Below are 17,994 nucleotides of genomic sequence, written 5' to 3' on the forward strand. Positions count from 1 at the left end.
AGAATTCGACTACCTTCTCTCTCGTTGTTCAACTTTGTTCAGGTTCTCGACTGATGTAACAGATTCTGCACAGATTGCCGCTTCTTCGGCATTTAGCTCGTGTCCCTCCGATGTCTCCGAGTGGTAGCCGAACCTTCTTGTGTAGTACGCTCGTACTACGAATTATGGCTCAGTCTGACACCGCCGCCGACGGGAACGACGAGAAGGTGAACCTCCGGCTCCCGAAGGGGTTTCTCGCTGACCTAGACGAACGATGGCAGGAGCAGGGATACAACTCGCGCTCAGAGTTCATGCGTGAGGCCCTGCGGGACGCGGTGTACGGGACGCGACTCTCGAAGCGAGCGCTCGAAGACCTGCTGGAGAGCGAACGACAGTTCGAGAAAGACGAGACGGTGAGTGCAGAAGAGGCCCGCGAGCGATTCGGCAGGGATGAGTGAGGAGTGGACGTGGGAACTCTCCGAGCGTGCCGCTGACTGGCGCGAAGCCGTGGCAGTCGTTGCGAGTTGGTGACTATCGGGCAATCGTGCGGTTCAACCGAGAGGCACGAGTGATGCAGGTCGGTGCGGTCGGGCATCGGTCGTCCATCTACGACGAGTTCCCGTGAGGGAGACCGTGCGTATTAGCCACATGGATTCGGCTTTTTTATCCGTTCTACACACCGTTTCTTGTGCATGACCTATGAACGAAGTGATATGGCTGAAATGCAGACAACACTTGGGAAGTTAGAAATCATCTTCGGTGGTGCAACTGTGTTTTCTGGGATTCTCCTCTTGGGGTACCTCGTACTGGGTGGAATTTCAACGTCGGTGAATGCGTTCCTGCTCGGAATGGGAGTCTTCCTGCTTGCTCTCGTCGTGGGTGCAGGCTCATGGTACGACAAGCGGTGGCTTAGACTGTCGGCGTGGCCAGCAACACTCCTTCTACTTGTCCTTGGATTCATCGGTATCGCCATCGGGCCACAAATCATCACCGTAGCCGCATTCGCTCTCCTCACCTCGCTCGTAATGACGGCACAACACTACCAAACATGACTGAGTGAATTCACCTCCGTCTTCCTCGGGAAAGGGGATTCTTTGGTTCCTCAATCGACAAGGGGAGCAGGAATTGTGGTGTGTGCTACCGCGACTCGCGCTGCTCGACTTTGTTCAGATAGCTGAAATCCACCACAGATTCTCACGGAAACAACGTCAGGAGATAAACTCACACTGTCGAGAACAGGGTACAGCGCCTTTCACTAGACGGTATATAAAACGAAGCTTCTGTGGCCTACAATCAGGATGATCGGTCAGTTAGCGCGTGTCGAATGTGCCTCTCACGCCGGTCGTCGAATATCCCTCGACGACGTCTTGCTCGTCGAAGTCAGTGTCGTCGCTCCAGATGGCTACATCACCGGCGAGAGCACAGGCGACGTACAGCACGTCGTCGGGATCAGTCTCCCCAATCGCTGCTTCGGCCGCTTCGATGTACGGATAGAACTCCTCAGCGGAGATGACCTCGATATACTGAAACAGGAGGTCGACGAACTGGGTGACTCGATCTGGGCTCATACCGGATTTCTCTACGATCAACTGGGTGTAGTTCTCGATCTCGTCGTGGACGAACGCTGGTGTCAGGAGGTCGGGTTCGAGTGTGACGATGAGTTCACGAGTTTTCGAGTCGGCGATGAGTGCGGAGATTACGACGTTGGCATCGACGACCAGCTTCATCCGTTGAGGCTACTCCGACTCCTCTTCGACGCGCTCGCGCGCGCTCCCGTTGATTTTATCGGCGATATCGGCGACGTCGCTCTGGGTGAGTTCGCTCCCGGACGTGAGTTCGTCCATCACCTCGAGTGCCTCGATTTTTTCCTGAATGGCCTGTCGGGTAACCTCACTCCAGTTGATTTCCGGGTGTCTCTCCATTTGGTCTTTGAGGTCGTCATCGACATTGACGGTGATACTGGGCATACAGAAAACTGTGCGAACACAGAATATTGTGTCTTTGGGTTGGAGCACAGCAGCAGGAACTGACCGCTAGCTTCGCGGTGTTTCTCTCACCGAGACTAGGTGAGGTACTTGAGAGGAGTTGTTGGAACGTATTCAATGCGGACAAGAATCCGGTCTTCCGGCCGAACGTCTCGTATTCACCGACCAGATCAGCCTACGTGTCCGTCTCTGTCATGAGATTGAGTTCGGCAATGAGACGAGCACTCATGACTTGGTCAACGATCGCGAACAGCTGCATGTCGTCAGTCGCATACTCCGCGAAAATACCGAGTGGCACTTCGCCACCGGCCATCTCTCGGTGGCCGCCAGCGCTGCCGACGTCGGAAAACGCCCCGTCAAGCACGTTCCCGATGTGGATTCGAGAATCGGTAGACCGCGCTGAGATTTGAATCCCGTTGTTGACGATCCCGAACACAATCGCGGTCTCGACGCCCTCCAGGGTTGCGAGGTAGTCGGCTGCCTGGGGTAACGCGTCACGCTCGTTCGTCCGGCCGATCCCCGAGATGAGGACCGAGCCATGCACGGTCCGGTTCCTCACCGCCTCCGCGATCGCGTCGATAGTCGCCCCAGTGACTGACGGCGTCGAGAGCGTCCGGAGCAACGCACCGTCCGCGTGTTCGTGGAGCCAGCCGGCAGCGCCGTACTCATCGCTGGTCACGCCGCGGAGAAACCCGAGCGTCTCGCGACGGATCGCGAACAGGAGGGCCGTCCCGAGAGCGGCGTCCATCTCGATGTCCAGGTCTCGGACGTACTCCGTCAGAATCGTCGCCGTCGCGCCGACCTGCTCGCGGTGATCGATGAACCGTGCCTCGATCTCTTCATTCGGATGATGGTCGATTACGATATCGACCGGGGTCCCCTCTGGAACCCGATTGTTCGCCCCGGGAACCGCGTGATCGACGAACGCAAGCAGTGACTCTGCGGGACGATCTTGGACGGCTGCGGGCTCGAAGGGTTTCAGGTCGATGTCGAGGAGATTAACGAACGCCCGATTCTGCTGGTGGGAGATATCGCCACTGTACAGAATGTAATGTTCGTCAATACCGACAGCGAGCGCGATCCGGCCCAACGCCAATGCGCTTGCGAGACAGTCCGGATCTGGATTATTATGACAGACGATCATGAGCTTCTCGGCGTCGGCGAGGAGCTCTTCAAGATTCTGAACGGGGTCCATGCATCACTATTGCAACGGAGACCACAAGCGTCTACTTCACGATATTAGTCCGCAACCGCCGGCGGCCGGAGCTAGATCCGTCTTTCGTCTCTGCTTTGACCCAGTCGGTGACTGTCGGGAGTTCCCCTACTCGTCGTCGTCGGATTTTCCCGGCCACGTCACGGATCCGAGGAACGGGACGCCGATCTGTTCCGCCGCTCGGGAGATCATGTGCGCGCCGGTCGGGACCGTCAGGAACAGAAAGACGATACCGATGAGCGACGAGAGGCCGGCGCCGCCGGGACCGAAATACACGAACCCGGCGAGAAAGATCGCAACTGTTCCGATAGTCGTCGGCTTGCTCGTGGCGTGCATCCGGTTGTACACGTTTGGCAGTCGCAACAGACCGATCGTCCCGACGGCGAGGAAGAACGTCCCGATGATGACAAAACCGATGACAATCCAAGTCCGTATCGGGGTCGATTCGATCATCGACGGCCCCCTCTGGAAACCGGGTTACCCGTCGGAACGTCCCGTTGTACTTGGTGTTGATAATCCATGGTGTGATCACTTCTGTGTAACGATGATGTCGCCTTCGGTGATGAACTTGGCAACCGCGACCGTCGAGAGGAACGCGATGATCGCGAGAACGAGGCTAACGATCACGAAGAGGCCCCGGCCGGTCTTGATGGCGAACAGGACGGCGATCGCGACGACGTTCGTCGCGATGGCATCCAGTGCGACCACGCGGTCGGGAACCGTCGGTCCGCGAACTGCGCGGTAACCACACAGCAGATTCAGAAGCGCCACGAGAACGATCGCGGCGTCTATGACCAGTAAGAGAAGTTCCTCAGCGGCCACCCTCGTCACCTCCTGTGGTCTCCTCGGTCGGCGGTTCGACCGCCGTCTCTTCATCCACTTCCGGGGCGGCCTGTTTGAGGGCTGGATGCGTTCGATCGGGCGGGTAGACGGCGAAATCCGGCGCGGGATCGCTCGGCGATAGTTCCTCGTCGAAGATGGTAAGCGCGTAGTTCTCCCACTCGCGGATCGGGTCAACGATGTCCTTCGGATCGCTCCCGTCGATGACGTGGATGTACAGCGCGTTCTCCTCGGGATCGTAATTGAGCGTGAGCGACCCGGGAGTCATCGTGATACTGTTAGCGATGGTGGTCACACCGAGATCGGTCCGTACGCGCAGCGGGATGAGAATCACCTCGGGTTCGGCGGGTCCGGAGGGCGCGAGCACGCGGTACGTGACGTCGAGACTGGCAACGATCGCCTCCCGAATGAACGTCAGCACGTACAACAACGCGTACGGGACGCCACGAAGCGATCGGCGGAGCTCCATGGTGTCCTCGTACAGACGCCGGAAGACGAAGGCCATGGGGAAACCGACCACGAGGCCGATAAGCAGCGACCCGACGACCGGTTCGGGCTCAAGCGGTGGTCCCTGGACGAACACCCAGAGGACGCCGAACAGGAATCCGGCGACCGGCCAAGTGCGGGTCACGCGCCGTCACCTCCGTTCAGGCCCACGACTTCGACGTAGGCCTCGCCGTCAAGTGCGGCGGTCGCGGCCGTCTCGGCGAACCGGTAGATCGGGTCGAACCCCACGCCCACGAGCACGACGGCCGCCGCGAGCGCGACGAGGACCGCAATCTGTCCCGAATCGACGGAAGCTCCCTCAACCGCTGTCGTTTCGTGTCCCCAGAAGCCCCCGACCCACACGCGCGTCGCGTACAGGATCGTGAGCACGGCACCGAGGAGCAACGCGACCAGTGCGAGCGCCGACAGAGTGCCGGGACCGGACGCGAGTCCCTGAACCGCCGCGTCGAACGCGAGGAACTTCCCGAAGAACCCAGTCAGCGGCGGGAGGCCGATCAGCGAGAGGAGGCCGACGAAGACGGCTCCCGAGAGAATGGGCGAGCGGCCGGCGAGACCGCCGAGATCCCGAAGACGGTCCGTCTTGGTCGCGTCCTCGACGGTAGCTACCGAGAGGAAGAGCAGTCCCTTCGCGAGCGCGTGGTGGAGCGCGAACACGAGCGCGGCCGTAATGGCGACCCCGCGGAGCGCCCCTGTGGGATCTGCCGCCGCGGCGATGGCGACGGGAACCGCGATGAAGCCGACCTGCCCGATGCTCGAATACGCGAACACGTCCCCGAGTCGGTTCTGGCCGACGGCGCCGAACCCGCCGACGACGATACTCGCGGCTCCCATCGCTCCCAACACCGGCGCGAGAAAGGCCAGCGGTGACGTGGCGGTGATGCCCAGCAAATCGACGGGGATCGACGTGGCCGCGAAGACCGTGAAGTAGAGGCGAACGATCGCGTACATGCCGACCTTCTTGGTGACGCCGGCGAACATCGCAGTGACGGGCGTCGGAGCGGCGGTGTAGGCGGCAGGCACCCAGAACTGGAAAGGAACGAGCCCGGCTTTCAGCGCGAACACTACGAGCAGCAGCGCCGACAGCCCGACGACGGGCGCGGGATCGATGCCGTACACGTCGGGAGCTGCCAATCGGCGGGCCATGTCGGCCATGTTGAGTGTCCCCGTCGTGGCGTACAGGCCGCCGACGGCGACGAGCATGAGCGCGCTTCCGAACACGTTCATCACGAGATACCGGAACGACGCCGCGGTGGCGTGATCGGAGCCGTAGAAGGCGACGAAGACGTAACTGACGATCAGCATCACCTCGAACCAGACGAACAGGTTGAACAGGTCGCCGGTGAGGAACGAGCCGGTCACGCCCACGAGGAGCATGTGGAACAGCGGATGATAGTACGCGCGTTGGTTCTCGGGGTTCATGTACCGGACCGAGAACAGCATCGACGCGACACCCACGCCAGCGGCGATCGTCAGCATGAACGCTGACAGCCCGTCTAGCACGAGCGTAATCCCGAAGGGCGCGGGCCAGTCACCCACCTGATAGGCCGCTGCGCCGGGGGCCGCCGGCCCGAGAACGAGCGTCCAGACGGCGACGGACACGACTCCGACGTAGCCGACGACGCCGACCACGCTCGTCGCGCGCTGGATCTGTGGTCGCCGACCGAGCGCAAGCGTAATGACGGCGGTAGTTACCACGACTAGTAGCGGCGCGATCACGAGCAAGCTCATTTCGTCCACTCCGTGACATCCATGGTCTCGTTCTCCTCGTAGGCGCGGTACGACAGCACGAGCGCCAGCGCGGTCGTTCCGAAACTGATGACTATCGCCGTCAGGACGAGCGCCTGTACCACCGGGTCGGCGACCTCGGGGACGCCACCACCGTGGATCTCGAGAACGGGCACGAGGTCCTGGGTCCCCTCATCGATGCCCCCCATCGCGATCAGATAGACGAACGTCGCCTGGGAGACGACGGCGACTCCTAACACGACCCGCACGAGGTCCCGCTGTAGGAGTAGGAACGTCCCGACGGCGAACAGCCCGCCGACCGCGACCGCGAGGGCGACGCTCATCGCTCACCACCCTCGCGTCGGACGGACAGCCCCCCTCCGCTCCGGCTCATTCGGAACTCACCACCGAGACGATAGTCAGGAGGCTGCCGACGACGACGAGGTACACGCCCAGATCGAACACGAGCGCGCTCGCGAGTTCGACCTCGTGGTAGATCGGGATTCCTTCGACGTGGACGTATCCCTGAGTCAAGAACGGGTCGCCGACGAGAATCCCGGCGACGCCACTGCCGAGAACGACCACGAGGCCCGCGAGTAACATGCGGCGGTAGGCGGTGACCGTGCGGTGCTCGAAAATGCTGGTATCGGGCTCGACCTCCCTCCCGAGCACCCCCGACTCCAAGTAATCGAGGTCGTAGGCGACGTATATCAGCACGAACGCCGCCGTGGTGAGAACACCGCCGATGAAGCCGCCGCCGGGCAGGTTGTGGCCCTGTAAGAACAGCGAGATCGAGACGACGAGTACGATGGGAACGGTCATCCGCGCTGTCGTCTGCATGATCGTCGTCGTCACGGTGAGTCACCCCCGTCGGGAAACGGTTCCTCTTCGGCCTCAGTCACAGACGCCTCACCGCGGGTCCGCATCGTCACGAGCACGAGGATGGCGACTGCGGCGGTCGCGACGACCAGCAGCTCGCCGAGCGTGTCGAACGCTCGGAAATCCACGAGGATGACGTTGACGACGTTTGTGCCGCCACCGCCCGGAACCGCCTGCTCCGTGTAATACGTGGCGACGCTCGTCGGGTCGGCGTCGGGATCCGGTATCGTCAGGAGGACTGCGACGAACGCCATCGCACCAACCAGAATCGAAACGACCGCGTCACGGACGATCGCGAGCGGTCGGATCTCCGAGTAAAACGACGGTAACCGCTGGAGAACCAGCAGGAAGATGAGGAGGATGAGCGTCTCGACGACCAGCTGCGTGAGCGCTAGGTCCGGTGCGCTCGCGAGAATGAAGAAGATGGCAAGCATGAACCCGAGGATCGACAGCGTGAGCACGCCGGACACGTGCGAGGAAGCGGTCGCCACGGCCACGCCGGCGAGGGTCGCGACCCCCAACACGACGGCGACCGCCAGCGGCACACCGAGCCCGCCGACCCCCAAGGATCCTCCCGCTGCGGCGAAGCCGGCGAGCGCGAGCAGGCTCCCGGCCGCCGCGACCCATCCCACGTATGTCCGGAGGAGGCCATTATGGACCACCGAGCCGAACCGAGCGCTTGTCGCCTCGGTGGTCGAGACGAGCCAGTCGTACCACCCGCTGGGCCGAACGGGAATCGGCGCATCGACGCCGCGTCGGATGCCCGCCGCGAGACGCCCTCGAAGCGGGTACGCGGTGAATCCGCCGAGGACGGCGACGGCGGACATCGCGACCGGGGGCGAGAGGTGAGTCGGCAGTCCGACCTCGAGTCGAGCCTCGCCGGTGGCAGTAGCGTCAACGGCCCCTTGGACGATGGCGTTGACTGCCAACTGCGGCGCAACGCTGACGACGACTGCCACGATGGCTAGCACAGCGGGGGGCCCGACCAGCGCGATGGGCGGTCGGTGGACGTCCTTGATCGGGGCCCGCCGCTCGCCGAAGAACAGCGCGAGGAACTTCACCGAGTAGACGACGGTCAACACGCTCGCGAGGGTCGCCACGATGGGGTACAGCCAGGCGAAGCCGCCGGCCTCGTGGGCGACTTCGTACGTCGCCTCGAACAGCAATTCCTTGGAGTAAAAGCCGTTGAACGGCGGGATTCCGGCCATGCTCAACGCGGCGACCACCGTGATGCCGGCTGTTACCGGGAGCTCCCGCCAGAGCCCTCCGAGGTTGTCGAGATTGCGGGTCCCGGCCTCGTGGGCGACGATCCCCGCGACGAGAAACAGCGGCGCCTTGAACAGCGCGTGGTTGAGCAGGTGGAACGCCCCGGCTTCGCCGCCGTAGACGATATCGAGGCCGAAGCCGGCGACCATCAGTCCGAGGTGGCTCGCCGTCGAGTAGGCGAGCAACTCCTTGGTGTCGGTCGAGGCCACCGCCAGCAGGGCCCCGACGGTCATCGTCAGCAGCCCGAGGGTCGCGACGATCCACACCCATTCGGGACTCATCAGGAGCGGACGCACGCGACCGAGGAAGTAGACGCCCACCTTGACCATCGTCGCGGAATGGAGGAACGCGGAGACGGGCGTCGGAGCGACCATGGCGTTCGGCAGCCAGAAGTGGAGCGGCACCTGTGCGGACTTGGCGGCCGCAGCGGCGACGATCAAGCCCAGTGCCGGGACGAACAGCCCCGACTCGCGGAGGGAGGCGCGCATCGCCTCGTCGTTCGCGATCATCGCCGTCAGATCGAAGGTCACGCCGCCGAGGGCGCCCCGCGCCGCCACCGAGAGCATGAGCAGCCCCGCGAGCAGGCACAGGCCACCACTCACGGTGACGACCATGGCCATTCGCGCCGAGTATCGGGACTCCTTGTCGTCGGTGTAGTGGCCGATGAGCACGAACGAACAGAGGCTGGTCAGTTCCCAGAACAGGAAGATGAACACGAGATCGGAGGCGAGCGCGACGCCGAGTATCGAGCCCAAGAATGCCAACAATGCCGCGTAGTAGCGTGCTAACCCCTTTTCGCCGTGCATGTACTCTGCCGAGTAGACGAACACGAGGACGCCGATACCGCTGGCTAAGAGCGCGAAGAGGAGCCCCCACCCATCGACAGTGAACTGGAGCCCCACGTCAAGAGCGGGGACCCACGACGCCCCGACGGTGCCGTCACTGTTGACCTCCGTCGCTAACAGTCCGAAACTGGCCGCCGCGACGACGGCTCCCGCATAGCCGGTCCGTTCGCCGAGGACGCGATACAGAAGCGGCGAGAGGACCGCGGCAACGAAGGGAAGCGCGACGGCGGTCGTAACGACTGTCAGGTCTGGGGCCATCAGTGATCGTCTCTTTCGGCCGATACGCTCTGCCGGTATCTGTCGTGATCGGCCTCAACCCGACCATTCGATGCCTACAGCAAAACTCCTGTGGCTTACGCGGTGGCAGCGCCCGGATGGATTGGAAGGTGAGGCGGTACATTCTCAAAATCATTTTGCCGATAAAGACTCGGGACGTTCGAGTTATGTATCATCCTACTGTGTGGTGTTTTGGTTTCTAGTCTGTAATTTTGCGCTATCTTGGGTGGGAGAGAGTAGCTGTTACGAACCTAGACAGACAGCCGATAGAACAAATCCCATCCCACTTCTGTACACATCCGATGTCTCTCGCACAATGTTCTTGGCAGAGCTATTCGTCGGCTGACTGATACATGATTGCCTGTATCGGTCGAACCGTGTCGTAGAAGGCAGGGAGATATCGTAAAGTTGGATCTGGCAGTCTCGAAGTGGGTAAGCCTGCTCAGTGGCTGAGGTAGACACTCTGTGTGTCAATAATCTTTTATTTCCAGAAAGGGCGACATCGACCGCCGCTCGATATCGTCCCTATTATCGGCTTCGTCGTGATTTTTGTGGATTCGTTCTGTTAAAAACGCGAAGCAATGAGTAGTGAGATTGATTCGATCCAGAACCGAGATCGATCCGAATAGAATCAATCTACAGTGTTTTCCCGACGCACAGCATTTTGATTGAAGCGGCAATTAGGCGTTGGTGTGTGTTACCTAGACTCACGTTGTTCAACTTTGTTCAAGTCGGTGAAATCCATAATGAATTCTCTGGAATAGTGTCCAACCACACGTCCAATACGGCAGAATTCAGGATACAAAGGGCGTGTATCGGTGGAATATTTAAATGAAGTGCCCTTGCTCTACGGAGAGTCGTTCCGATCGGCTAGCGCGTGTCTAACGAGTCGATCACTTCAGATCGGGTTGCTCGTTATCGCGTTGCTGTCGAAGCGTGGACTGCGCCCGCTCGACGTAGGAGTTCGACGACCAACTGCGAGCGTCACTCATCTCGGCCAAAAGCCCGTCGGCAGCGTCCGGCGAGACCGCGTCGTTGCGAACCAGTGCGGTGAGGAGGATGGGCGTCGTGACGAGGCGGGTCTCGGCCAGCGAGGCGTGGACGAGCGCTAGTCGATTGAACTCGTCACAGAGCAGTTGCACGGCGTCGATATCGTTCGCCAGCGTGACCGCCGCGTTCTCGCCGTCGTCCAGCGGGAACGTCTCGTCCAGTTCGATGGAACGAGTCTCGAACACAGAGCGACGGTCGAGAACCGCCTGTGCCGCCTCACCGGATGTGTCGTCGTAGGACGCCGTCTCGGTGAGTTCGTCGACGACCTGCTCTGGGACGACCACGGTGTGCGAATCGAGGAGAAGGTCGAGTGGATTCGGTGAGGTGCCCGCCACCGTCCCGAGGCTTACGAGAGCCGACGTGTCGGCGACTATCAGAACCATCTACGAGTCGGCCAGCTCCTCCGCGACCTCGTCCACGAAGTCGTCGGTCAGTTGCTCTTTCAGCAGTCGGAAGTTGGCGGCCTCCTCGTGCCCGACGAGATCTTTCAGTTCCTCGAACGTGATGTCGTCGTCGTAGAAGGCCTCCGCGATCTCCTGTTTCACCTCGTCGGAGTGCGCGGCGTCCCGCAAGTAGTCCCGAAGCGCGGAGATGAGGATGTCCGTCCGATCCGTCTCGAACACCGCAGCGAGCGCGTCGGCCCGGTTTACCAGTCCCCTCGGTGCACGGAACTGGACACGCTTCTTTTTGGACTCGGAACTCATATGTGTACATCGTGAGTGTAGAGGCAAAACGCTTGCCCCCTCGTCACTTTCACATCGTTCGGAGCCACCGAAACCGGAAATGGTTTTTTTCATCGAACCTGGATCGAAAGAGCAGCTATCGGAAGAAATTTCGAGGGCTAAACGGACTCCATACGGCTTGTATCGTCGAATATCGAGCTATCGACTCTCGCGCTGTTCGACCTTGTTCAGCTCAATAACTCACGTTACACGGTCGCGTGTACTTTTCCGGTATCCAAGTATCCCTTCTGAGATAGTTGGTGATCGTTCATCTCTCTCGCGTCCGAACACGACCGAACAGTTGTGCTCACTCGTCGTTCGCAGTGCTCGTAAGGATTAGTTCGGTCGCCTCGTCGGGAGCGTCCCAATGAGGGTAATGCCCACTGTCCTCGAACCAGTACAACTGAGCGTTGGGGAACCTGTCCAGCGCGCGTTTTGCCTGCCTGGGCAGGGTAACTCGATCCTTGCGACCCCATCCGATTACGACCGATCCCGGTGTGGAGTCCGTCCCCGGTTGGCTCGGGCCGAACGCCAACCGACGAAGTAGTTCGTCAAACGACGGGGAGTCGGCGAAGGTCCGCATCTCCTCTCGTGTGACCTCGGCGGAGAGGTCCCAGGGCCGTGCCGAGAGTTGAATCAGGAGCATGGTCCGACCGACGGCGCTCCCCATCAGCCGGTCCATCACGGGTTGCAGGAGGCGAACGAGACGTATCGAGGGGGCGAGCGTCGCGTAGAAGAAGTACCGCTCCCACCCCTTCCAGAACCCACCGGGATCGAGTGCAACGGTTGTGCCGACCTCCCCGCGGCGCGCGAGTTCGAGGACGAGTCGCGCTCCCATCGAGTTGCCGACCACGTCGACGCCGGCGAGGTCGTTCGCATCGAGAAACGACGTGACGGCATCGGCAAGGGTGTCGATTGATACTTCACCGGAGAGCGCCGGCGTCTCCCCGTGACCCGGGAGGTCCACTGCGACGACTTCCCGTTCGGCGGCCAACCCGTCGAGGATGGGGGTCCACGTCCGCCAACTCCCGCCCAGTCCGTGGATCAAGAGTAACGGTTCACCGGACCCGCGACGGACGTGATTCATCTCCATACACTACCGGGGGGGCTCCAGGGTTGTATCAGTTCGTGTACGAAATCGAAACTCGTCGTCGCGGGCCGCTCGCGGTTGTCCACGAACAGCGATCCTGCGTCAGGGGATGTTGGCCACTGAACGACATCTGATTGAACGGAATACGGTCGCAATCCGACCGTCGTGTCGAGGCCCATCGGCAGAGACTCGATACCGCTGGCGTTCCTGACTCGTGAGTCGCCAGTCGGGCCCCGCCAGTCGATGAGTCAGGCAGTCGACCGACCGACGGTTGCGTCGGGGCCCAGCAGGAGGGTCCCGCCCAGTGACCCGAGGCCGATGTTTACTCGTTAGCTCCGTAGATAGAGGTGCGTAAACGGGACATCCGGGTCCCTACTACCTGCTCTCCCGCTGCTCGACCTTGTTCAGGTAGCTGAAATCCACTATACATTCGAATAAAAAATACAGATATGTACGTCATGAAACGCCCGGAATACGTCAAATCAGGCCCTGAGGCAACGACATATATGAATAAATACTACTGGGCGGTCGATGCAGTCGTACTTGCAGGCGGGGGAAGATGACTTGGAGGATGTCGCGGAGCGGGCTCAGTAGTTCGGGGGGTCGTTTGCGTAACGATTGTTCCTGTGCGTGAAGTCTCCTTCGTCGTAAATGAAGCTGTTCTCAACGCCTCCGGTGCGTTCTCCGATGTATGAGTCGTAGGTCATGTCGAAGAATGCATAGCTCGTATTGGGGAACCCACTGCTCTTCAGGTCGTCGGAGGGGGCGACGAGGAATGAGGAGTCCCTATCGAATCCGCTTCCAAGGTCATCTACGTCGATGCCAATCGTCCAGTGGCCAACGCCGTTGATTTCACAGTCGATGTATGCGGACATCACGTTCCACGGGTCGTTCTGAAGGATGCACGCCATGAGGACGGACTTGGATGAGCAGTCTCCGTAGTGTTCGTACAGGATGACGCTGGGCATCGGGTCAGTTCCCTGTCGGAGGTACGGAATCATCTGAATCATGTCTCCGAGGACTTCGAGGCGGTTGTTCGAACCCTTGACGCCGATGTCAGTGATGGCGGTGTGGGTTTTGGTGGCGAGTTCTTGGAAGTGGCTGATTTCGGTTGCGTGGTGGGCTTCGTACTGCTGGCCGTAGCGGTACTGATACCGATTGCTTCCATTCTGGTAGCGGTTGATGGGTTCGTGTTTGATGTGGCTGGAGACGCCGAAGATTTCACCGTTATAATTCGTCCGGGTGACAAGGAAGACTGTGCGTTCGTTGTCACCATCGCGGGTTTCAACGTATCCGGCGGGTTCGGAGATTTCGCTTCCGCCGCCGATGCCTCCGATTCCTCGGGGGTTGTCGTGCTTGCGGAATCCGTCGGGTTCTGTGTGATAGGTGTGGTTGAGATACTCGCTGTTCACCCAGTTGACGCCGTTCTTGTGTCCGACGCCGACGAACTGGTGGCGTTTGATGATGAATTCGTAGTCTTCGTTGAAGGTGGGGTCTACGGCGACGAGTTCACAGATACTGCCTGCACCTCGTGGGAGATTGATGTTGGAAATATCGAACTCGATTTCGTAGGTTTCGAACGTGTTGTCTCCGCTCGATTCGAGCGGCTGGGTCGTGGATTTGAATTTGCCGTAGGTGTCACGAACGTAGAGGCGGAGTTCGATGTCTCGGTGTACTTGTGTCTGTTCGAGGGTGGCCGTTGCCGTCTGCTCGCCGTGAACTTCGATGGTGAACAGCGTGTTGTCCGGGTGGTCAACGGACATATCGCTCGGGTCTGGGCGACCCTCGGCAAGGGGCAGGCGATAGAGCGGGTAGTTCCTATTCGGGGCGTTGAAAGTGAGGGCAGGTGCGGGAGCATCGTTGGTGTCGCCGTCGGGGGCCGCGTCTTCACCGGGCGAGTCATCGTAGTCATCTCTCGCGCTACTCCCGGGGTCGTTATCGCTACAGCCAGCGATGCCTGTGCTAAGGCCGAGAGCGCTTATCTGGATGAGGCGGCGACGAGTGTGCCCCGGTCTGTTCATGACCAAATCATATCAGAACGATCTAAAGTCGTTTCCTTCGAATTCTCGCAAACTCGCGATTCAAATCCACTAATCACGACTGATGACTGTCGCTATCGGAAGGAATGGATCTCGTTGAAGGAACTCGTTCGGCTTCACGTTCGCGATTGAACGACAGCCGGAGGACATACAATTGATAGCCTACAGCGGGAGAGAACAGCGTTTTCAGCGGCTTTCCCGTTGTTCAACTTTGTTCATTTCATTAACTCACGTAACACGGTTGCGTGTACATTTCCGGCTTCCGATCACCCTTATGTAGCAGTCTGGAACGAAATCGTCGCCCTGCTCTCGCCGAACCCTAGGGATGGCGTGCGGGCTGAGTCGAACAAGTTGAGTGGCTCTGTTGAAATCTTCAGATGCTGATAGTTTGTCAAGTCAGTGCTGAATAGAGAGTGCGTATCTTACAATCGAGAGGGAAAGCCCGTCCCTACGGTTCAGATTGTTCAGGACTGTAGAAAGTCAGGATGGCCGCCGCCACGTCCATCGGACGCTCTTCTGGCACGAAGTGCCCCGTCTCATCGAATACAATCAGTTCTGCATCGGCAATCGCCGCCCGCATCCGTTCGCCAACCGCGGTCGAGAAGAATGGATCACTATCACCCCATAAGATTAACGTCCGATTCTGGATATCAGGAAGCATACGCTCGATTGCCTCGTAGTTCTCTTCAAGATCCGCGAGACTCCGCTGGAAGATCCGTCGCGTCATTGCCATCCCTGATGGAGTCAGATGTTGCTGAAAATTTGACCACGGTGCTGTTTCCTTCTCCTTCACCGCCCCTCGATACAGCATTCGCAATCCGAACCGGTTCCCCACCATCAACTGGAAAAACACCGTGTTGACCAAGGGAATCTTCGCAAGGCGCAGCGGTGGTGGCACGTATGTATCGGTGAAGACGTTCGTATCCGAGAGCACCAACTCCCTAATTTCAAGGTCGGGAAACAACCGCATCATCGTCAGGCCAACTGGCCCGCCGAAGTCGTGAGTTACCAGCCCACAGTCTGTGACATCAAGCGCATCAAGCAACTCCCTGATTGCCCGGGCTTGCCCTTCCATGTAGTAGTCGTCACCCGGTGGATCGGACTGCCCGAATCCGCGTAAATCCGGAACGATGACCCAATACTGCTCTTGTAACCGGGCGGCCACCACTTCCCAAGTGAGTGCTGATCCGGGGATGCCGTGTAGAAACAACAGCGTGGGCCCCTCGCCTCCCGTCAAGTAACTCGTCCCGGCTTTTGTACATCGATCTAATTGGTCGGCCATCAGTTCGATTCCTCTAGTGCCGACTCGTAGCTTGCTTTGATGTGGGGTACGAGCGTGTCAAGCGTATCCACGTCGTCGATGGTGACCTGCACCCATTTCGTCACTGTTCGCTCACCGGCTTGGAACGGCCCTGTATCGAATGTCTGCGCTACCTGTTCGCGGTGATCGTTATCGAGACGTGTCAGCGCCACACCGTCTGTGACGAGAACAGCAAAGAGCGTACCGTCCGCCTGATAGGATGGACAACCAAACATCGTCGTTGCAGTTACGGCTGGCCAATCCAACACCGCGTCTTCGAACGCAGTTTTCATCGCCGCTCCCGCTTCCTTGTCGAAGTAATTCATTCGGCTCCCTCAATTATAGATTCGTGTACGACAGCGGTGCTGATAGCCTCTGCGGCGGAGATATCAAAACCGAGTTCGTACTAGACAAAAGAATATACTCTTCAAAGAAGTTTGGGGACGATTTCGCTACTACATACTTTCTCTGTATATACGCGCGACTCCTGTCGCCTGAAGGATTAACAGACGCTGATTTTCGTGACGCATCGACCTCCACCACGCGGGCACCTTTTGATTCAGTGACTCCGGACGGTTTTGGAACCGTGCCATCTATCACCGAGCGAGGAACGAAAGATCACTACCAGGTGTCGTTCCGGGATTGGAAGCAGCACATGAGCCAGTACGATCGCCACCCGACACTGCCGACTGAGCGTCAAATCGAAGCGTTCGTTGATGTCTGCCTCCCCCGGATGAAGGGCACACAGGTACGGAAGTAGATCAACCACGTGAAGAAGGTGTACGAGTGGATGCAGCGGAATCCGATGTTCCCGCATCCAACGAGCTACAATCCGTTCCTCCGGGTTAAATCGAAGCGCGAGAAGGATCTGGAAAACGAAAGTCCGAACGATCATCCGAAGGTGGAACTTGAAGAGCTGAGCGAGCTGGTGAAGAGCATCAAGCACGTTGGCGAGCGCGCGGTTACAGTCTTCCAACTCAAAACCGGGGTTCGTTCCTCGGAGCTGGCGAACATTCGGATGGAAGATATTCATATTACGAATCCTGATGTACTGAGTCACTACGAGTCGATGGGAACGCACGACCAATTGGACGATGCGGCGAACGCGGTGTACATCCCTCCAGAAGAATCTCGAGATGGAAACAAGCGTGAGCGCCCTACGGTCATTCCCCTGGACGATGAGACGCGTCGCGTGCTTATTGACTGGTTATTGATTCGGCCAGACAATGATGCTCCGTGGCTGTTTTTGACGCAGAAGGGGAAGCAGATGAAGAAGTCGAGTCTCGGTCACGTATGGCGGAAGCATTGGTGGCCCGAGTACGAATTCGATACAGAAGATGAGTTCCGGTCAATTACACCACACTGGTCACGGCACTGGATGTCGACCTGGTTTCGGGCAAAGGCTGGGATGGAGGAACCGAAGGTACAGTATCTTCGTGGTGACACCATGGGCGGGGAACTTGATAACAGTCGGTCGGCGTTCCATCGGTATGTGCACATGTACTATGATGACGTCGAGTCGGAGTACCGAGAAGGCGTGTTCAAGCTCGGTATTTGAACGCGTTTTTGTTGACCCTCTCACTTTGTGATAGGTTTCAACAGTCCTGCTGAATACAGAGCGCCTATCGGGCAGGGACGCTGCCGAACGTTTAGGGGGATGGAGACGGTACCATAGTGGGCATAGATGTCATTCAAAACTGATGTCCTAGCTGGTGCGAAGGACGTCACGGCGTTACTCCCGCCGCTTATTACAATCGGGGCCGTGGCCGGCATCGCCGGCACTGAGGCGGGGCTCTCGCCAGTCGAAATTCTCGGGATGGGCGTGCTCTTCTTCTCGCCAGTATCGACGATCACGACTATCGATTTGCTGGCAGCCGGTGCCCCGGACATCGTAATCATCCTCACCGCGCTGTCGGTCGTCGTTCATTTTACGATCCTCAGTCTCTCCATCGCCCCGTTTTTCGAGCGAATGTCGACCTCCTGGAAGTGGGTGCTTGCGTACTTTCTCAATACCCCGAACTACGCACTCTCAGTGCGGCGGTTTGAGGCCGACACTAAGACCGATATCCGCGGCTATTATCTCGGCGTAGTAGGCCCGTTCTGGCTCGCATGGCAGGCTTCGCTCGCCGCCGGTATCATCTTCGGCGTCGGCATCCCTTCGGCGTGGGAGTTCGACTTCGTCGTCCCGCTCGTGTTCATCAGTCTCCTGAACAGCATGATCAAAACGTGGACTATCGCCGTCGTCGCTGTCGTCGCCGGCGTCGTGTCCCTCGTCGGT

Annotated in this window: 21 protein-coding genes; 5 read left to right on the forward strand and 16 right to left on the reverse strand. The window is 59.4% G+C overall.

Annotated elements, in window-relative coordinates; translation table 11 throughout:
- The first annotated feature begins 164 nt into the window (after window positions 1-164).
- From ACNS84_RS09925 to ACNS84_RS09935, 3 genes are all read left to right on the forward strand, one after another.
- The gene (locus ACNS84_RS09925) at window positions 165-437 is read left to right on the forward strand and encodes a ribbon-helix-helix domain-containing protein (RefSeq protein WP_435074685.1); all 273 of its coding nucleotides are present in this window, start codon (window positions 165-167) and stop codon (window positions 435-437) included.
- Window positions 438-463: 26 nt separating this feature from the next.
- The gene (locus ACNS84_RS09930; RefSeq protein WP_435074686.1) at window positions 464-604 is read left to right on the forward strand and encodes a type II toxin-antitoxin system RelE family toxin; all 141 of its coding nucleotides are present in this window, start codon (window positions 464-466) and stop codon (window positions 602-604) included.
- A 67-nt stretch (window positions 605-671) separates the two neighbouring features.
- Complete coding sequence (locus ACNS84_RS09935; protein ID WP_435074687.1) at window positions 672-1,031, forward strand: hypothetical protein; 360 nt, start codon at window positions 672-674, stop codon at window positions 1,029-1,031.
- 258 nt (window positions 1,032-1,289) lie between these two features.
- On the opposite strand, the gene ACNS84_RS09940 is transcribed toward ACNS84_RS09935, so the two are convergent.
- The 16 genes from ACNS84_RS09940 to ACNS84_RS10015 form a co-directional block, all read right to left on the reverse strand.
- Complete coding sequence (locus ACNS84_RS09940) at window positions 1,290-1,706, reverse strand: PIN domain-containing protein (RefSeq protein ID WP_435074688.1); 417 nt, start codon at window positions 1,704-1,706, stop codon at window positions 1,290-1,292.
- A 9-nt stretch (window positions 1,707-1,715) separates the two neighbouring features.
- Entirely contained in the window at window positions 1,716-1,946 is a 231-nt protein-coding gene (locus tag ACNS84_RS09945; RefSeq protein WP_435074689.1) for an AF_0619 family ribbon-helix-helix protein, read from the reverse strand.
- A gap of 193 nt (window positions 1,947-2,139) precedes the next feature.
- Window positions 2,140-3,159 (reverse strand): DHH family phosphoesterase, encoded by a 1,020-nt coding sequence (locus ACNS84_RS09950; protein WP_435074690.1) that lies wholly within the window; start codon window positions 3,157-3,159, stop codon window positions 2,140-2,142.
- A 126-nt stretch (window positions 3,160-3,285) separates the two neighbouring features.
- Window positions 3,286-3,630, reverse strand: a complete 345-nt coding sequence (mnhG, locus tag ACNS84_RS09955; protein WP_435074691.1) for a monovalent cation/H(+) antiporter subunit G — start codon at window positions 3,628-3,630, stop codon at window positions 3,286-3,288.
- A 75-nt stretch (window positions 3,631-3,705) separates the two neighbouring features.
- Window positions 3,706-3,999, reverse strand: coding sequence for an MrpF/PhaF family protein (locus tag ACNS84_RS09960; protein WP_435074692.1), 294 nt, complete (start codon window positions 3,997-3,999; stop codon window positions 3,706-3,708).
- Window positions 3,989-4,648 (reverse strand): Na+/H+ antiporter subunit E, encoded by a 660-nt coding sequence (locus ACNS84_RS09965; RefSeq protein WP_435074693.1) that lies wholly within the window; start codon window positions 4,646-4,648, stop codon window positions 3,989-3,991. The genes ACNS84_RS09960 and ACNS84_RS09965 overlap by 11 nt, the downstream gene beginning before the upstream one ends.
- Window positions 4,645-6,252 (reverse strand): complex I subunit 5 family protein, encoded by a 1,608-nt coding sequence (locus tag ACNS84_RS09970; RefSeq protein WP_435074694.1) that lies wholly within the window; start codon window positions 6,250-6,252, stop codon window positions 4,645-4,647. The genes ACNS84_RS09965 and ACNS84_RS09970 overlap by 4 nt, the downstream gene beginning before the upstream one ends.
- On the reverse strand, window positions 6,249-6,593 hold the full coding sequence (locus tag ACNS84_RS09975) for a sodium:proton antiporter (RefSeq protein WP_435074695.1): 345 nt from the start codon (window positions 6,591-6,593) through the stop codon (window positions 6,249-6,251). The genes ACNS84_RS09970 and ACNS84_RS09975 overlap by 4 nt, the downstream gene beginning before the upstream one ends.
- Window positions 6,594-6,639: 46 nt before the next feature.
- A complete protein-coding gene (locus ACNS84_RS09980; RefSeq protein ID WP_435074696.1) occupies window positions 6,640-7,104 on the reverse strand; it encodes an MnhB domain-containing protein in 465 nt (154 codons plus the stop codon).
- A complete protein-coding gene (mbhE, locus tag ACNS84_RS09985; RefSeq protein WP_435074697.1) occupies window positions 7,101-9,497 on the reverse strand; it encodes a hydrogen gas-evolving membrane-bound hydrogenase subunit E in 2,397 nt (798 codons plus the stop codon). The genes ACNS84_RS09980 and mbhE overlap by 4 nt, the downstream gene beginning before the upstream one ends.
- Window positions 9,498-10,408: 911 nt before the next feature.
- Window positions 10,409-10,948 carry a PIN domain-containing protein gene (locus ACNS84_RS09990; RefSeq protein ID WP_435074698.1) on the reverse strand — a complete coding sequence of 180 codons (540 nt, stop codon included), beginning with the start codon at window positions 10,946-10,948 and terminating at the stop codon, window positions 10,409-10,411.
- The gene (locus ACNS84_RS09995; RefSeq protein WP_435074699.1) at window positions 10,949-11,269 is read right to left on the reverse strand and encodes a hypothetical protein; all 321 of its coding nucleotides are present in this window, start codon (window positions 11,267-11,269) and stop codon (window positions 10,949-10,951) included. It lies immediately after the preceding gene.
- 325 nt (window positions 11,270-11,594) lie between these two features.
- Window positions 11,595-12,380 (reverse strand): alpha/beta fold hydrolase, encoded by a 786-nt coding sequence (locus ACNS84_RS10000; protein WP_162316042.1) that lies wholly within the window; start codon window positions 12,378-12,380, stop codon window positions 11,595-11,597.
- A 584-nt stretch (window positions 12,381-12,964) separates the two neighbouring features.
- Complete coding sequence (locus ACNS84_RS10005; RefSeq protein ID WP_435074700.1) at window positions 12,965-14,398, reverse strand: hypothetical protein; 1,434 nt, start codon at window positions 14,396-14,398, stop codon at window positions 12,965-12,967.
- A gap of 466 nt (window positions 14,399-14,864) precedes the next feature.
- Window positions 14,865-15,698: an alpha/beta fold hydrolase gene (locus ACNS84_RS10010; protein WP_435074701.1), complete on the reverse strand. Its 834-nt coding sequence runs from the start codon at window positions 15,696-15,698 to the stop codon at window positions 14,865-14,867.
- Window positions 15,698-16,042, reverse strand: a complete 345-nt coding sequence (locus tag ACNS84_RS10015; RefSeq protein ID WP_435074702.1) for a TfoX/Sxy family protein — start codon at window positions 16,040-16,042, stop codon at window positions 15,698-15,700. Before ACNS84_RS10015 ends, ACNS84_RS10010 begins: the two co-directional genes overlap by 1 nt.
- Before the next feature lie 443 nt (window positions 16,043-16,485).
- Between ACNS84_RS10015 and ACNS84_RS10020 the strand changes: the two genes are divergently transcribed.
- Both ACNS84_RS10020 and ACNS84_RS10025 read left to right on the forward strand, forming a co-directional pair.
- Complete coding sequence (locus ACNS84_RS10020; RefSeq protein WP_435074703.1) at window positions 16,486-17,274, forward strand: tyrosine-type recombinase/integrase; 789 nt, start codon at window positions 16,486-16,488, stop codon at window positions 17,272-17,274.
- 126 nt (window positions 17,275-17,400) lie between these two features.
- Window positions 17,401-17,994, forward strand: a 594-nt coding sequence (locus ACNS84_RS10025) for an AzlC family ABC transporter permease (RefSeq protein ID WP_435074704.1), incomplete at its 3' end; no start/stop codon positions are given.

Source organism: Halorubrum wangae (assembly GCF_051194135.1).
Classification (GTDB): Archaea; Halobacteriota; Halobacteria; order Halobacteriales; family Haloferacaceae; genus Halorubrum.

Bases quoted from the DNA above. Each gene is read 5' to 3' on its own strand.
- ACNS84_RS09925 (WP_435074685.1), top strand. From the start codon at position 165: ATGGCTCAGTCTGACACCGCCGCCGACGGGAACGACGAGAAGGTGAAC.
- ACNS84_RS09935 (WP_435074687.1), top strand. From the start codon at position 672: ATGACCTATGAACGAAGTGATATGGCTGAAATGCAGACAACACTTGGG.
- ACNS84_RS09940 (WP_435074688.1), bottom strand. From the start codon at position 1,706: ATGAAGCTGGTCGTCGATGCCAACGTCGTAATCTCCGCACTCATCGCC.
- ACNS84_RS09945 (WP_435074689.1), bottom strand. From the start codon at position 1,946: ATGCCCAGTATCACCGTCAATGTCGATGACGACCTCAAAGACCAAATG.
- ACNS84_RS09950 (WP_435074690.1), bottom strand. From the start codon at position 3,159: ATGGACCCCGTTCAGAATCTTGAAGAGCTCCTCGCCGACGCCGAGAAG.
- mnhG (WP_435074691.1), bottom strand. From the start codon at position 3,630: ATGATCGAATCGACCCCGATACGGACTTGGATTGTCATCGGTTTTGTC.
- ACNS84_RS09970 (WP_435074694.1), bottom strand. From the start codon at position 6,252: ATGAGCTTGCTCGTGATCGCGCCGCTACTAGTCGTGGTAACTACCGCC.
- ACNS84_RS09975 (WP_435074695.1), bottom strand. From the start codon at position 6,593: ATGAGCGTCGCCCTCGCGGTCGCGGTCGGCGGGCTGTTCGCCGTCGGG.
- mbhE (WP_435074697.1), bottom strand. From the start codon at position 9,497: ATGGCCCCAGACCTGACAGTCGTTACGACCGCCGTCGCGCTTCCCTTC.
- ACNS84_RS09990 (WP_435074698.1), bottom strand. From the start codon at position 10,948: ATGGTTCTGATAGTCGCCGACACGTCGGCTCTCGTAAGCCTCGGGACG.
- ACNS84_RS09995 (WP_435074699.1), bottom strand. From the start codon at position 11,269: ATGAGTTCCGAGTCCAAAAAGAAGCGTGTCCAGTTCCGTGCACCGAGG.
- ACNS84_RS10000 (WP_162316042.1), bottom strand. From the start codon at position 12,380: ATGGAGATGAATCACGTCCGTCGCGGGTCCGGTGAACCGTTACTCTTG.
- ACNS84_RS10005 (WP_435074700.1), bottom strand. From the start codon at position 14,398: ATGAACAGACCGGGGCACACTCGTCGCCGCCTCATCCAGATAAGCGCT.
- ACNS84_RS10010 (WP_435074701.1), bottom strand. From the start codon at position 15,698: ATGGCCGACCAATTAGATCGATGTACAAAAGCCGGGACGAGTTACTTG.
- ACNS84_RS10015 (WP_435074702.1), bottom strand. From the start codon at position 16,042: ATGAATTACTTCGACAAGGAAGCGGGAGCGGCGATGAAAACTGCGTTC.